Source organism: Enterobacter ludwigii, from assembly GCA_023023105.1.
GTDB classification, from domain to species: Bacteria; Pseudomonadota; Gammaproteobacteria; order Enterobacterales; family Enterobacteriaceae; genus Enterobacter; species Enterobacter adelaidei.
On the sequence record CP083824.1, the window covers coordinates 275,390 to 289,945 of the forward strand.

14 protein-coding genes are annotated in these 14,556 nt (G+C 55.2%); 9 read left to right on the forward strand and 5 right to left on the reverse strand.

Annotated features, from left to right (window positions below; all coding sequences use genetic code 11):
* Nucleotides 1–19: 19 nt before the first annotated feature.
* Nucleotides 20–1,210 carry a maltose/maltodextrin ABC transporter substrate-binding protein MalE gene (gene malE, locus LCD46_01250; protein ID UOY71004.1) on the reverse strand — a complete coding sequence of 397 codons (1,191 nt, stop codon included), beginning with the start codon at nt 1,208–1,210 and terminating at the stop codon, nt 20–22.
* A gap of 372 nt (nt 1,211–1,582) precedes the next feature.
* On the opposite strand from malE, the gene malK reads away from it, so the two are divergent.
* From malK to ubiA, 5 genes are all read left to right on the forward strand, one after another.
* Complete coding sequence (malK, locus tag LCD46_01255; GenBank protein UOY71005.1) at nt 1,583–2,692, forward strand: maltose/maltodextrin ABC transporter ATP-binding protein MalK; 1,110 nt, start codon at nt 1,583–1,585, stop codon at nt 2,690–2,692.
* Between the two features lie 71 nt (nt 2,693–2,763).
* Nucleotides 2,764–4,077 carry a maltoporin gene (locus tag LCD46_01260; GenBank protein ID UOY71006.1) on the forward strand — a complete coding sequence of 438 codons (1,314 nt, stop codon included), beginning with the start codon at nt 2,764–2,766 and terminating at the stop codon, nt 4,075–4,077.
* A 113-nt stretch (nt 4,078–4,190) separates the two neighbouring features.
* Entirely contained in the window at nt 4,191–5,147 is a 957-nt protein-coding gene (gene malM / locus LCD46_01265) for a maltose operon protein MalM (protein UOY71007.1), read from the forward strand.
* Nucleotides 5,148–5,327: 180 nt separating this feature from the next.
* Nucleotides 5,328–5,825: a chorismate lyase gene (gene ubiC / locus LCD46_01270; protein UOY71008.1), complete on the forward strand. Its 498-nt coding sequence runs from the start codon at nt 5,328–5,330 to the stop codon at nt 5,823–5,825.
* A 13-nt stretch (nt 5,826–5,838) separates the two neighbouring features.
* A complete protein-coding gene (gene ubiA / locus LCD46_01275) occupies nt 5,839–6,708 on the forward strand; it encodes a 4-hydroxybenzoate octaprenyltransferase (protein UOY71009.1) in 870 nt (289 codons plus the stop codon).
* Nucleotides 6,709–6,746: 38 nt separating this feature from the next.
* Here ubiA and zntA read toward each other — a convergent pair whose 3' ends face one another.
* Together zntA and LCD46_01285 are read right to left on the reverse strand one after the other, a co-directional pair.
* The gene (gene zntA, locus LCD46_01280) at nt 6,747–8,918 is read right to left on the reverse strand and encodes a Zn(II)/Cd(II)/Pb(II) translocating P-type ATPase ZntA (GenBank protein UOY71010.1); all 2,172 of its coding nucleotides are present in this window, start codon (nt 8,916–8,918) and stop codon (nt 6,747–6,749) included.
* 76 nt (nt 8,919–8,994) lie between these two features.
* The gene (locus LCD46_01285) at nt 8,995–9,621 is read right to left on the reverse strand and encodes a lysoplasmalogenase (GenBank protein UOY71011.1); all 627 of its coding nucleotides are present in this window, start codon (nt 9,619–9,621) and stop codon (nt 8,995–8,997) included.
* A gap of 129 nt (nt 9,622–9,750) precedes the next feature.
* Here LCD46_01285 and LCD46_01290 point away from each other — a divergent pair, with 129 nt between their 5' ends.
* Nucleotides 9,751–10,107 (forward strand): DUF2500 domain-containing protein, encoded by a 357-nt coding sequence (locus LCD46_01290; protein UOY71012.1) that lies wholly within the window; start codon nt 9,751–9,753, stop codon nt 10,105–10,107.
* Nucleotides 10,108–10,161: 54 nt separating this feature from the next.
* Here LCD46_01290 and LCD46_01295 read toward each other — a convergent pair whose 3' ends face one another.
* Both LCD46_01295 and rsmD read right to left on the reverse strand, forming a co-directional pair.
* Nucleotides 10,162–10,443, reverse strand: a complete 282-nt coding sequence (locus LCD46_01295) for a DUF1145 family protein (GenBank protein ID UOY71013.1) — start codon at nt 10,441–10,443, stop codon at nt 10,162–10,164.
* A complete protein-coding gene (gene rsmD / locus LCD46_01300; protein ID UOY71014.1) occupies nt 10,427–11,029 on the reverse strand; it encodes a 16S rRNA (guanine(966)-N(2))-methyltransferase in 603 nt (200 codons plus the stop codon). The genes LCD46_01295 and rsmD overlap by 17 nt, the downstream gene beginning before the upstream one ends.
* Nucleotides 11,030–11,156: 127 nt before the next feature.
* Between rsmD and ftsY the strand changes: the two genes are divergently transcribed.
* From ftsY to ftsX, 3 genes are read left to right on the forward strand one after another with little or no spacing between them, the layout of a single operon-like run.
* The gene (gene ftsY, locus LCD46_01305) at nt 11,157–12,617 is read left to right on the forward strand and encodes a signal recognition particle-docking protein FtsY (protein ID UOY71015.1); all 1,461 of its coding nucleotides are present in this window, start codon (nt 11,157–11,159) and stop codon (nt 12,615–12,617) included.
* Nucleotides 12,618–12,619: 2 nt separating this feature from the next.
* Nucleotides 12,620–13,285 (forward strand): cell division ATP-binding protein FtsE, encoded by a 666-nt coding sequence (gene ftsE, locus LCD46_01310; protein ID UOY71016.1) that lies wholly within the window; start codon nt 12,620–12,622, stop codon nt 13,283–13,285.
* Nucleotides 13,278–14,333, forward strand: coding sequence for a permease-like cell division protein FtsX (gene ftsX / locus LCD46_01315; protein ID UOY71017.1), 1,056 nt, complete (start codon nt 13,278–13,280; stop codon nt 14,331–14,333). Before ftsE ends, ftsX begins: the two co-directional genes overlap by 8 nt.
* The last annotated feature ends 223 nt before the right edge of the window (nt 14,334–14,556 follow it).

The window sequence follows — 14,556 nt, forward strand, 5'->3', positions numbered from 1 at the left end:
CACCCGCCGTTTTTCAGACTTACTTAGTAATACGACCCTGCGCATCTTTCAGCGCGGCATCAACAGTCTGACGACCGCTTGCCGCATTGATGACCGCAGTACGGGTGGCGTACCAGAACGCCGCCATTTGCGGGATGTTCGGCATAATTTCGCCTTTCTGAGCGTTATCCATGGTGGCCGCAATACGTGGGTCTTTTGCCAGGTGATCCTGGAAGGATTTCAGCGCAACGGCACCCAGCGGTTTGTCCTTGTTCACTTCATCCAGACCCTGATCGGTCAGCAGGTAGTTTTCCAGGAACTCTTTCGCCAGCTCTTTGTTCGGGCTTGCCGCGTTGATACCCGCGCTCAGCACACCAACGAACGGTTTAGACGGCTTGCCTTTGAAAGTTGGCAGCAGCGTCACGCCGTAGTTGATTTTGCTCTTGTCGATGTTGGTCCAGGCCCACGGACCGTTGATGGTCATCGCGGTTTCGCCTTTGTTGAACGCCGCTTCCGCGATGGAGTAGTCGGTATCCGCGTTCATATGTTTGTTCTTGATGAGGTCAACCAGGAAGGTCAGACCCGCTTTCGCGCCAGCGTTGTCCACGCCCACGTCTTTCACGTCATACTTGCCGTTTTCAAACTTGAACGCGTAACCGCCGTCCGCAGCAATCAGCGGCCAGGTGAAGTATGGTTCTTGCAGGTTGAACATCAGCGCGCTCTTACCTTTCGCTTTCAGCTCTTTATCCAGTTTCGGGATCTCTTCCCAGGTTTTCGGTGGGTTAGGTACCAGGTCTTTGTTGTAAATCAGAGAAAGGGCTTCAACCGCGATTGGGTAAGCGATCAGCTTGCCGTTATAGCGAACGGCGTCCCAGGTGAACGGGAACAGTTTGTCCTGGAAGGCTTTGTCCGGCGTGACTTCTGCCAGCAGACCCGACTGCGCGTAGCCACCGAAACGGTCATGCGCCCAGAAGATGATGTCCGGGCCGTCACCGGTTGCTGCAACCTGTGGGAATTTCTCTTCCAGCTTATCCGGGTGTTCTACGGTCACTTTGATACCGGTGTCTTTCTCGAATTTTTTACCCACTTCGGCCAGGCCGTTATAGCCCTTATCGCCGTTAATCCAGATTACCAGCTTACCTTCTTCAATTTTGGCGAGAGCCGGTGCGGAAATCATCATTGCTGCAAGGGCGGACAATGCGAAAACACGTGCGCCAGTCTTGATCTTCATATCTGCCATCCTTTTTTGGTGATGTGCTCGTGGATACAATGAGGTGGTTCAACGTGACTCAGTCTCCTTATTTGACATCCTCTTTCCATCCTCCCAACTCCTACGCCCCACCCCCGGTTTGTGTGATCTTCGTTGCATAAATTTAAGTTATGAGTGCTGGCGCACATAAAAACACACTGAATTTTGCAGGTGGCTTCACGAATTTCGCCTCAGCCCTCCAGCCGCGGTCGCAGAGCCTGCTCTCTCATCCTCCCGCCTCCTCCCCCATAAAAAAGCCGGGGGGTGGAGGATTCGGGAAAGTAATGGATACCCCATAGTGAACTTATCTTGAATGTTTCTGTCGGCGACAGGTTGTAACGAAGGGAGAAGGGCATGGCGAGCGTACAGCTGCGTAATGTAACGAAAGCCTGGGGTGACGTTGTGGTGTCGAAAGACATCAATCTGGACATCCACGAAGGTGAGTTCGTGGTATTTGTCGGCCCATCAGGCTGCGGTAAATCTACTCTGCTGCGTATGATTGCCGGTCTTGAAACGATCACCAGTGGCGATTTGTTTATTGGTGACACCCGTATGAACGACATCCCGCCTGCCGAACGTGGCGTAGGCATGGTGTTCCAGTCTTATGCGCTTTACCCCCATCTGTCCGTTGCCGAAAACATGTCCTTTGGCCTGAAACTGGCGGGTGCGAAGAAAGACGTGATTAACCAGCGCGTCACGCAGGTGGCGGAAGTATTACAGCTGGCGCACCTGCTTGAGCGTAAACCGAAAGCGCTTTCCGGCGGTCAGCGTCAGCGTGTGGCGATTGGCCGTACGCTGGTGGCGGAACCGCGCGTGTTCCTGCTCGATGAACCCCTTTCCAACCTGGATGCCGCTCTGCGTGTCCAGATGCGTATTGAAATCTCCCGTCTGCACAAACGTCTTGGCCGCACGATGATTTACGTCACCCACGATCAGGTCGAAGCGATGACCCTCGCCGACAAAATTGTGGTGCTGGACGCCGGTCGCGTGGCGCAGGTGGGCAAACCACTCGAGCTTTATCACTACCCGGCAGACCGCTTTGTTGCGGGCTTCATTGGCTCGCCAAAGATGAACTTCCTGCCCGTCAAAGTGACGGCAACTGCGATCGAACAGGTACAGGTGGAGCTGCCAAACCGCCAGCAGGTCTGGCTGCCTGTTGACAGCGCCAACGTACAGGTAGGGGCAAACATGTCCCTCGGTATTCGTCCTGAGCACCTGCTGCCGAGCCACATCGCCGATGTGACGCTGGAAGGTGAAGTTCAGGTTGTCGAACAGCTTGGTCACGAAACACAGATTCATATCCAGATCCCCGCCATCCGTCAGAACCTGGTCTACCGCCAGAATGACGTGGTGTTGGTAGAAGAGGGTGCCACATTCGCTATCGGCTTGCCGCCAGAGCGTTGCCATCTGTTCCGTGAGGATGGCACTGCATGTCGTCGGTTGCACAAAGAGCCAGGCGTTTAAGCAATCCCAATAGAAGACACGAAACCGACAGGTGAAGTGTTCAAAGAAAAGCAATGATCTCAGGAGATAGAATGATGATTACTCTGCGCAAACAAGTCCCTCTGGCAATCGCCATTGCGGCAGGCATCCTGTCTGCCCAGGCGGGTGCTGTGGACTTTAAAGGTTATGCTCGTTCCGGCATTGGCTGGACAGGGAGTGGCGGTGAGCAACAGTGTTTCCAGGCAACCGGTGCACAAAGTAAATACCGTCTCGGTAACGAATGTGAAACCTATGCGGAATTGAAACTGGGCCAGGAAGTGTGGAAAGAAGGCGATAAGAGCTTCTATTTCGACACCAACGTTGCGTATTCCGTCTCTCAGCAGAACGACTGGGAATCTACCAGCCCGGCCTTCCGTGAAGCTAACGTGCAGGGTAAAAACCTGATTGACGCACTGCCAGGTTCCACCATCTGGGCCGGTAAGCGCTTCTATCAGCGTCATGACGTTCACATGATCGACTTCTACTACTGGGATATTTCTGGTCCTGGTGCGGGTATCGAAAACATCGACCTGGGCTTCGGTAAGCTCTCTCTGGCTGCAACCCGTTCTTCCGAAGCGGGCGGTTCAGCGACCTTTGCCGATCGTGACGCGCTGGGTAACCGTATTTATGACAACCTGGTACCGAACGATGTCTTCGACGTCCGTTTAGCACAGATGCAGGTCAATGAAGGCGGTACGCTGGAGTTCGGTGTTGATTATGGTCACACCAATATTCCAGATGACTACTACCTGCAGCCTGGCGCATCTAAAGACGGTTGGATGTTCACCGCTGAACATACCCAGAGCATGCTGAAGGGCTTTAACAAGTTTGTGCTGCAGTACGCAACTGACTCTATGACCTCCAACGGCAAGGGCCGTCCGGAAGGTGGTAGCATCAACAACAACGGCGACATGTGGCGTGTTCTGGACCACGGTGCGATCTCTCTGGGCGACTCCTGGGATCTGATGTACGTAGGTATGTACCAGGACATCAACCTGGATAACAACAACGGCACCAAATGGTGGACCGTCGGTGTGCGTCCTATGTACAAATGGACGCCAATCATGAGCACCCTGTTAGAAGTGGGCTACGACAACGTTAAGTCTCAGAAAACCGACGACACCAACAGTCAGTACAAAATCACCCTGGCACAACAATGGCAGGCAGGCGACAGCATCTGGTCCCGTCCAGCTATCCGTGTCTTCGCAACTTACGCGAAGTGGGATGAAAAATGGGGCTACGCGAACGGCGACTCCGGTGCAGGCTATGACTCTGGTATTGCGTACAGCGACACGTCCGCAAAAACCTTCAGCCGCGGCGACTCTGATGAGTGGACCTTCGGTGCCCAGATGGAAATCTGGTGGTAATTCGTTAGACCTGACGTAATGACCTAAAAGAGGGGCGCAAGCCCCTCTATCCTTAGGGTGCTGCGCGCTATTGCCTGGCCACCGCAGTGCTCACGCTATCAGAGGTAATAACAATGAAAATGAAGAAAAGTCTCGTCGCGCTGTGCCTCTCTGCGGGGCTGATGGCCTGTGTTCCGGCGGTCTCCTTTGCAGACGTGAATTTCGTACCACAAAATACCAGCGCTGCGCCGGCTATCCCGGCGGCGGCGCTCCAGCAACTGACCTGGACGCCAGTTGATCAATCCAAAACGCAGTCGACACAGCTTTCTACGGGCGGCCAGCAACTGAACGTGCCGGGGATCACCGGGCCGGTTGCCGCCTACAGCGTGCCGGCCAACATTGGTGAGCTAACCCTGACGCTGACCAGCGAAGTGAACAAGCAAACCAGCGTCTTCGCACCTAACGTACTGATTCTGGATCAGAACCTGACGCCATCTGCTTTCTTCCCAAGCGAATATTTTAGTTACCAGGAACCAGGCGTGATGAGCGCCGACCGTCTGGAAGGCAAAATGCGCCTGACGCCTGCCCTGGGTCAGCAGAAGATTTATGTTCTGGTTTTCACGACCGAAAAAGATCTGCAGCAGACCACTAAGCTTATCGATCCGGCAAAAGCCTATGCGAAAGGCACCGGCAACTCGGTTCCGGATATTCCGGATCCATTAGCGCGTCACGTCACCGACGGTTTGCTTAAGCTGAAAGTCTCAACAAACAATGCATCCAGCGTGCTGGTTGGCCCACTGTTTGGCTCTTCCGGTACTGGCCCTGTCACAGTAGGCAATACAGCCGCGCCTGTGTATGCCGCTCCAGCCGCCACAGCCGCTGCCGCACCGGTAGCCGCCGCTGCACCAGCCCCATCGAAGAAAGCTGAACCGGTTCTGAACGACACCGAAGAGTACTTCAACAACGCCATTAAGCAGGCGGTGAAGCGCGGCGATGTCGATAAAGCGCTGAAACTGCTTGATGAAGCCGAACGTTTAGGTTCAACCACTGCCCGTTCCACCTTTATCAGCAGTGTAAAAGGCAAGGGGTAACCGTTTCCCCACAGTGCTGATTTGTTAGTAGTTTGGTGCGCCTGAGTGGGCGCACTTTTTTTGGTATTCTCCGGGCTGTTGCGCTCTTGTTGCGATAGTGATCGTTAAATAACGTTTGGCCGCCCTCAATCTGCTTTTCTGCGATACAATGCCATCACGTTATGTATCGGAGAGTCTGGCATGTCACACCCTGCGCTAACGCAACTGCGTGCGCTGCGCTATTTCGACCAAATACCTGCGCTTGATCCGCAGCAACTGGACTGGTTGCTGCTGGAAGATTCCATGACGAAACGTTTTGAGCAGCAGGGTAAAACGGTCACGGTGACCCTGATTCAGGAAGGGTTTGTCTCTGGCGATGAGATTGCTGCCGAGCTGCCGCTATTGCCGCAAGAGCCACGTTACTGGCTGCGTGAAATTTTACTCTGCGCTGATGGCGAGCCATGGCTTGCCGGGCGGACGGTGGTGCCCGAATCTACCCTTTCCGGGCCCGAGCTGGCGCTGCAACGGCTGGGGAAAACGCCTCTGGGGCGTTACCTTTTCACCTCGTCTGAGCTTACCCGAGATTTTATTGAGATTGGTCGTGATGCCGAACTGTGGGGGCGTCGTTCCCGCCTTCGCCTGAGCGGTAAACCGTTAATACTGACGGAGCTTTTTTTACCGGCATCGCCGTTGTACTAAGAGGAAGAAAAAAATGGAGTGGAGCCTGACGCAGAATAAGCTGTTGGCCTATCACCGCTTAATGCGTACCGATAAACCGATTGGCGCGTTACTGTTGCTGTGGCCGACCTTATGGGCGCTGTGGGTCGCGACGCCGGGCGTGCCACCGCTGTGGATCCTGGGCGTATTCGTTGCCGGCGTCTGGCTGATGCGCGCGGCAGGCTGTGTGGTCAATGACTATGCCGATCGTAAATTCGACGGGCATGTAAAACGTACTGTCGGTCGTCCGTTACCCAGCGGGCAAGTCACCGGGAAAGAAGCCCGCGTGCTGTTCATTGTTCTGGTGCTGCTCTCTTTCCTGCTGGTGTTAACCCTTAACACCATGACCATTCTGCTTTCCGTTGCGGCGCTGGCCCTGGCCTGGGTTTATCCGTTTATGAAACGCTACACCCATCTGCCTCAGGTGGTGCTGGGGGCGGCATTTGGCTGGTCGATTCCGATGGCATTTGCGGCAGTTAGTGAGTCCTTACCACTCAGCTGCTGGCTGATGTTCCTGGCGAATATTCTCTGGGCCGTGGCATATGACACGCAATACGCGATGGTAGACCGTGACGATGACCTGAAAATTGGCATCAAATCAACCGCTATCCTCTTTGGTCGTCAGGACAAGCTGATTATCGGTATCCTGCAGGTCGCGGTACTGGCACTGATGGTCGCGATTGGTCGCATAAACGGGTTGAACTGGGAGTTTTACTGGTCCGTGCTGGTGGCGGGCTTGCTGTTTGCGTACCAGCAAAAGCTGATTGCGAAGCGCGAGCGTGAAGCCTGTTTTAAGGCGTTTATGAATAATAACTACGTCGGTCTGGTGCTATTTTTAGGCCTGGCGATGAGCTATTTCTCCTGAAATAAAGCCCGGTAGGCGTTACGCCACCGGGCGTTTTTTTATCGACGACGCAACAGCCGGAGTGCGTTCGCCGTCACCAGCACCGTTGCCCCGGTATCCGCCAGCACCGCCAGCCACAGCCCGGTCATGCCGAGCAGGGTGGTCACCAGGAATATCCCTTTCAGCCCCAGCGCGATGCCAATGTTCTGACGGATATTGGCACGCGTCGCACGTGCCAGCCCGATCATCTGCGCCAGCCCGGTCAGGCGGTTGTGGGTCAGCGCCGCGTCGGCCGTTTCCAGCGCCACGTCGGTACCGCTGCCCATCGCAATACCAATGGTGGACGCTTTCATCGCCGGGGCATCGTTAATCCCGTCACCAACCATCGCCAGCGGGGCATGAGCGTTCAACTCTGTGACTGCGCTGACCTTATCTGCAGGCAACAATCCGGCTTTAAATTCCAGCCCCAGTTCACCGGCAATTGCGGCTGCCGCACGAGGGTTATCGCCTGTAAGAATAACGCCCTGTACGCCCAGTTGGTGCAGCGCCGCCACGGCTTCTTTTGCGTCATCACGCAGGGTATCGCGCAATGCCAGCATTCCTTTCGCCACGCCGTCCTGCATGACGACCACGACCGTTTGCCCGGTCTGTTCTAACGCCTCAACCTCTGGAGTAGAAGACTTGCCAGCCGCGACAATCAGCACCTTTTTACCGTCGACGACGGCCTCAATGCCTGAGCCCATCAGTGCCCGCTGGGAAGTTGCCGCAGGGATGGTGAGTTCACGCGCCTTCGCTTCACGCACAATCGCCTGCGCCAGCGGGTGGGTTGAACCTTGCTCTACGGCAGCTGCCAATGTCAGCAGTTCGTTTTCACTGATTTCCTGCGGATAAACACCGGTCACCTGCGGCTTACCTACGGTCAGCGTACCGGTTTTATCGAAGGCAATGTGCTGAACCTGGCTTAGCTGTTCCAGGGCGGCTCCGCCTTTGATCAGCGCTCCGCGACGTGCCGCCGCCGCAAGCCCGGATGTGATGGCCGCCGGGGTGGAGATCACCAGCGCACACGGACAGCCAATCAACAGCAGCGTCAGACCTTTATAAATCCAGCCTTCCCACGGTGCGCCGAAAAACAGGGGTAGAACGACAGTGACCAGCAGGGCAACCAGCATGATGGCGGGGGTGTAAATCCTGCTGAAGCGATCGATAAACCGCTCAACTGGCGCGCGACGCTCTTCGGCTTCCTCAATCAGCTTCAGAATACGGTCGATGGCGCTGTCACCGGGTTCGGAAAGCACCGTCAGTTGCACCAGACGATCAACACTGGTGGCACCCGCAGGCACTTTTTCACCGGTTGTACGTTCAACCGGAATCGATTCTCCGGTGAGGGCGCTTTCGTCGAAGCTTGCTGTTGCGGTGAGCAACTCACCGTCTGCAGGCAGACGCCCGCCTGCGGCGACTTCAATCACATCGCCCGGGCGCAGCGTGTTGATGGCGACGGTTTCCCGGTTGTCGTTGATCACGCGTGTGGCGGTTTCAGGTTTCAGGGCCATTAGCGCGCTGACTCCTTTACGCGCGCGGCTGGCGGCCCAGCCCTCAAGACGTTCACCGATTAAGAACAGCAGCAGCACCATCGCCGCTTCTGCTGTCGCACCAATAAACAGTGCACCAATAGCGGCCACGCTCATCAGCGTTTCGATGGCAAACCAGCTTCCGCTTTTCATCAGCCGCAATGCCTGACGGGCAATTGGGAACAGCCCAACCAGCGTGGTGGCGATGAATGCCAGATTGCCGAACGGATGGTTAATCTGTTCCAGTCCCCAGCTCAGGGCCATCATGATGATGAGGGTAATAAGCGGCAGATTTTCTCGCAGGGAAGAGGTTTTTTCTGCCGGCGCATTTTCGCTACGCAGACTGTAACCCGCCTGACTTACGGCAGCTTCAACCTGTTTGCTAACGTCGTTATCCGCGCTGACCAGCAGCTTTTCAGTGGCAAACAGAACCTGGACATGACTCACACCCGGCACCTGTTTTACCGCGTTTTCAACTTTACGGGCGCAGGCGGCGCAGTCCATACCGTTGACGACCCAACTGTAGCGGTTGCCGTTTTCAGGGAGTATTTCGGTTTGTGTTTCGCACGCACCATCGCAGCAGCAGTCGTCCTTCGGCGGAACCGGACTGAGCTTAAATGCTGAGAATTGTGGGGCTTTTTTTGGTGTTTCTGGAGTCGACATGGCAGTCTCCGGCAATGATAATTTTCTCATTAACCGCAGCATACACTCTGGAGTCGACTCCAGAGTCAAGGCTTATTTAAATATACAGCGAGCGCACAATCAGGAAGTGTCCGGCAAAGTAGCAGGCGGCGGCAATCGCGTTATCCGCCCGGAAACGACGGCGATAGTGGCTGCCCAGCCATACGATATTCCCGAGTAACAACAGTGCTGCACCGAAGAACGCGGACATCGCCGGTGCCGTTGGACGGAAGAACCACAGTTCGCCTGCCAGCCATACCATCACCAGCGTCATGGCGATAAACGTACAGACCGGCAAACGCATCTCTTCCAGACGCGACCAGATCACCGCAATAAGCAGTGCGCCAATCACCAGCAGTACCAGCGGCAGCGGCCAGAAGAATGAAAGCGTCATCTGGCTGGCAAAGTAGATGGTATAGAGCAGATGCGACAGGAAAAATGCCCCCACGGCATACAGCAGACGCTGACGTGGCAGCAGGGTTAAGGCATCGCCAATCAGGGAAGCACACAGCCCGGCGAGGACCAGATAGCTTACGGCGTTAAACATCGGCGCTTGCCAGGCCAGCAGCAGCAGGAGCAACAGCGTGACCGGTTTAAACAACCAGCGCTGCCAGGTGGGACCGCGGTACGACGCATCGACATAAAGCCATGCGGAAAAACAGACAGCGATAAATGACCAAAGCATATTAACTCCCTGTATCTGTTAAGGCTGAATAATCAGTTTCTGATCCAGTGTAGTGATGCGGACGGGCGTTTGGCAATGGCAGGGAAGGCAGGGTATCCTGAATTCCGCATAATCTGATGGGATTTTAGAATGAGCAAGATGCCGCTGTTTTTCATTATCGTGGTGGCGATTATCGTCATTGCCGCCTCGTTCCGTTTCGTACAGCAGCGCCGCGAAAAGGCGGATAACGATGCTGCACCGCTGCTGCAAAAGCGCGTGGTAGTGACGAACAAACGCGAAAAACCGCTTAACGACCGCCGTTCACGCCAGCAGCAGGTGACGCCAGCAGGCACGACAATGCGCTATGAAGCGAGCTTTAAGCCGGAAACCGGCGGGCTCGAGATGACCTTCCGCCTGGAGGCGCAGCAGTACCATCAGTTGACGGTGGGGGAGAAAGGGACGCTGAGTTATAAAGGGTCCCGATTCGAAGGTTTTACGCCTGAATAATGCTCGATCGGTTCCCTCTCCCTGTGGGAGAGGGTGAGAGCATCAGGCCGCACCTTACTTCTTCACCTGCGCCTTAAATTTCTTCATCCACACCAGCAGTTCAAACACGCCGAAAATAAAGACGCGCAGCTGCTGCCAGCCGGTCATCTGCGGGCCATCTTTTGGCAGACCATTTTTCAGCATTACCATCTGCAGGGCGTGCATAAACGATGTGAAAACCAGCGCGACGTTAACAAAAATATTCATCGGTCGCGGGAACGGGTGCACCAGGTTGAGAATTAAAAACGCCCAGACGCCCAGCATCAACAAACGTCCCAGATTAATCAGTACCGGCATCGGATTCTCCTTGAGCCTGACGGTGATACAGACGATAAGCGACCTGACCTGCCACTTTTTCACGGTGCAGATCCCAGTGGGCGGGAACCGGCGGTAAACCGTTTTCCACTTCACTTTCCACGTAAATCAATGCGTCATCTGCCAGCCAGCCGTTTTGCTCCAGCAGGGATAACGTCTCTTCCAGCAGCCCCTTACGGAACGGTGGGTCGACAAACACCACGTTATGCGGCGTACCTTTCTGCGCGAGGAAACTCAGCGTGTTGGTGTTCACGACTTTAGCGTTGGTTGCCTTTAGCGTCGCCAGATTTTGCTGCAGCGTCTGCGCCACGCCGCGTTCCATCTCCAGCAGCGTGGCGCTGGCGGCATAGCGTGACAGCGCTTCCAGTCCGAGTGCGCCGCTTCCGGCGAAACAGTCGAGACAGTGGGCGTCTACCATTGACGGGGCCAGCCAGTTAAACAGCGTCTCGCGTACGCGGTCGGTAGTAGGGCGTAAACCGGGGCTGTCCGGCACCGGTAGTTTCCGGCCTCGCCACTGACCGCCGATAATACGAATTTGACCGGCCGGGGCGCGGTTGGGTTTCTTCATCTCAGGAAAGCTCTGTTAACAATTGGCCTGCGATTGCGGGCGGTGATGTCAATTAAGTAAAGTGTTAGACTATTTCATCATTTTTTTAGCTTCCATGTATATAGCGCCGCGAGGAGTGTAGTCGCAGATGGCAAAACAAAAAAAACGTGGCTTCTTTTCCTGGCTGGGCTTCGGTGAAAAAGAGCAAGAAACAGAACAGAAAACCGAAGAGCAACATGCCGTTGAAGAGCAGTCGCAGCCTGAAACGCCTGTAGAAACCGCCGCGGTTGTCGAAGCGGAAGAGACGGCACACAGCAAAGAAGAGATTGAATCTTTCGCTGAAGAGGTGGTTGAGGTCACTGAACAGGTTCAGGAAAGCGAGAAGCCAGAACCGGTTGTCGCCGAAGAGATTCCCGAAGCGCCGCAGGCCGTCATCGAACACGAAGAACTGCCGCTGCCGGAAGAGGTGAAAACCGAAGCCGTTTCTGCCGAAGAGTGGCAGGCCGAAGCGGAAACCGTTGAAATTGTTGAGGCGGTGGAAGAAGAAGCCGAAAACGAACCTGAACTGACCGACGAAGAGCTGGAAGCACAGGCGCTGGCAGCAGAAGCGGCTGAAGAAGCGGTTATCGTGGTGCCAGTGGAAGAGCAGGCAGAAGAGGAGATCGTTCAGGAACAGGAAAAACCGACCAAAGAAGGTTTCTTCGCCCGCCTGAAACGCAGCCTGCTTAAAACAAAAGAAAACTTAGGTTCCGGATTTATCAGTCTTTTCCGCGGCAAGAAGATCGACGACGATCTGTTTGAAGAGCTGGAAGAGCAACTGCTGATCGCCGACGTCGGTGTGGAAACCACCCGTAAGATCATCACCAACCTGACCGAAGGGGCGAGCCGCAAACAGCTGCGCGACGCCGAAGCGCTGTATGGCCTTCTGAAAGATGAGATGGGTGAAATTCTCGCAAAAGTTGACGAACCGCTTAATATTGAAGGCAAAACGCCATTTGTTATTCTGATGGTTGGCGTGAACGGCGTGGGTAAAACCACCACCATCGGCAAGCTGGCGCGTCAGTTCGAACAGCAGGGTAAATCGGTGATGCTGGCGGCAGGTGATACCTTCCGTGCAGCAGCGGTTGAGCAGCTGCAGGTCTGGGGCCAGCGCAATAACATCCCGGTGATTGCCCAGCATACCGGCGCGGATTCCGCATCCGTTATCTTTGACGCCATCCAGGCGGCGAAGGCGCGCAACGTGGATGTACTGATTGCCGATACCGCAGGGCGTTTGCAGAACAAATCGCACCTGATGGAAGAGTTGAAGAAAATCGTCCGGGTGATGAAAAAACTGGATGAAGAAGCACCGCATGAAATTATGCTGACCATTGATGCCAGCACCGGACAGAATGCCATTAGTCAGGCAAAACTGTTCCATGAAGCGGTAGGACTGACGGGGATCACGCTGACCAAACTGGACGGCACCGCCAAAGGCGGGGTGATCTTCTCCGTGGCCGATCAGTTCGGCATTCCTATCCGTTACATCGGTGTGGGCGAGCGTATTGAAGATTTACGTCCGTTTAAGTCGGACGACTTTATTGAGGCACTATTTGCCCGAGAGGACTAACAATGATTCGCTTTGAACACGTCAGCAAGGCCTATCTCGGTGGGAGACAAGCGTTGCAGGGGGTGACATTCCACCTGCAACCGGGCGAGATGGCATTCCTGACCGGCCATTCCGGCGCGGGGAAAAGTACCCTGCTCAAGCTTATCTGTGGGATCGAACGGCCAAGTGCCGGGAAAATCTTTTTCGGCGGTCATGAGATAAGCCGTCTGAAAAATCGCGAAGTGCCGTTTCTGCGTCGGCAGATCGGCATGATTTTCCAGGACCACCACCTGCTGATGGATCGCACCGTTTTCGATAACGTGGCGATTCCGCTGATTATTGCCGGTGCCAGCTATGATGATATCCGCCGTCGCGTCTCTGCGGCGCTGGATAAGGTCGGGCTGCTGGACAAAGCGAAGAATTTCCCGATCCAGCTCTCCGGCGGTGAACAGCAGCGCGTGGGCATTGCCCGTGCGGTGGTGAACAAACCTGCGGTGCTGCTGGCGGATGAGCCGACCGGTAACCTGGACGACGCCCTGTCAGAAGGGATTTTGCGTCTGTTTGAGGAGTTCAACCGCGTAGGGGTGACGGTTTTGATGGCGACGCACGATATCGGGCTTATTTCCCGTCGTTCGTACCGCATGCTGACCCTGAGCGACGGTCATTTGCACGGAGGCCATGGTGAATAAGCGTGATGCAATAAACCAGATTCGACAGTTCGGGAACCGGTTTGATCGTTTCCGTAAGTCGCAGGGCGGTGGTGATGGCAATCGTAATGCGCCAAAGCGCCAGAAAGCCGCGCCAATGCCTGCCTCCCGCAAAACCAACGTGTTTAACGAGCAGGTGCGCTACGCGTTCCACGGCGCGCTGCAGGACCTGAAAAGCAAACCGCTGGCGACGTTCCTGACGGTGATGGTGATTGCCATCTCCCTGACGCTGCCAAGCGTCTGCTATATGGTCTATAAAAACGTCAACCAGGCGGCCTCACAATACTATCCGTCCCCGCAGATCACGGTCTATCTGGATAAAGCGCTCGACGATAACGCCGCAGCGCAGGTGGTCGGGCAAATTCAGGCCGAGCAGGGTGTGGAGAAGGTTAACTATCTCTCGCGTGAAGACGCGCTGGGCGAGTTCCGCAACTGGTCAGGCTTTGGCGGCGCGCTGGACATGCTTGAAGAGAACCCGCTGCCTGCCGTGGCGGTGGTGATCCCGAAGCTGGATTTCCAGGGGACCGATTCGCTTAACACCCTGCGCGATCGCATCACGCGCATTAAGGGCATTGATGAAGTGCGCATGGATGACAGCTGGTTTGCGCGTCTCTCTGCCCTGACCGGGCTGGTAGGCCGCGTGGCGGCGATGATTGGCGTGCTGATGGTGGCGGCGGTCTTCCTCGTCATCGGTAACAGCGTGCGCCTGAGCATCTTCGCCCGTCGCGATACCATCAACGTGCAGAAACTGATTGGTGCGACGGATGGTTTCATCCTGCGTCCGTTCCTCTATGGCGGCGCACTGCTCGGTTTTTCCGGCGCATTTCTTTCACTGATATTGTCAGAAATTTTGGTGATGCGTCTGTCGTCGGCAGTCACAGAAGTGGCGCAGGTTTTCGGAACGAAGTTTGATATCAGCGGCTTAGGGTTCGATGAGTGCCTGTTGCTGCTGCTGGTGTGTTCGATGATTGGGTGGGTGGCAGCCTGGCTGGCAACCGTTCAACATTTACGTCACTTTACTCCCGATTAATAAAAGCGTGATATAATCTTTCCCTGCACCGAGATGTTCGCTCTGCAGGGAAAGTGTCCCTGTTGTCTCTTCCCCTGTTATCATCTTCATGTCACATTTTGTGCGTAATTTATTCACCGTTGCACCTGGAACTTGTGGATAAAATCACTGTCTGATACAAGAGTGAATGCTAATCTCGTTGCTCAAACGCTTTGGCATGGTTGTTGCCTGATGGGGATAACCT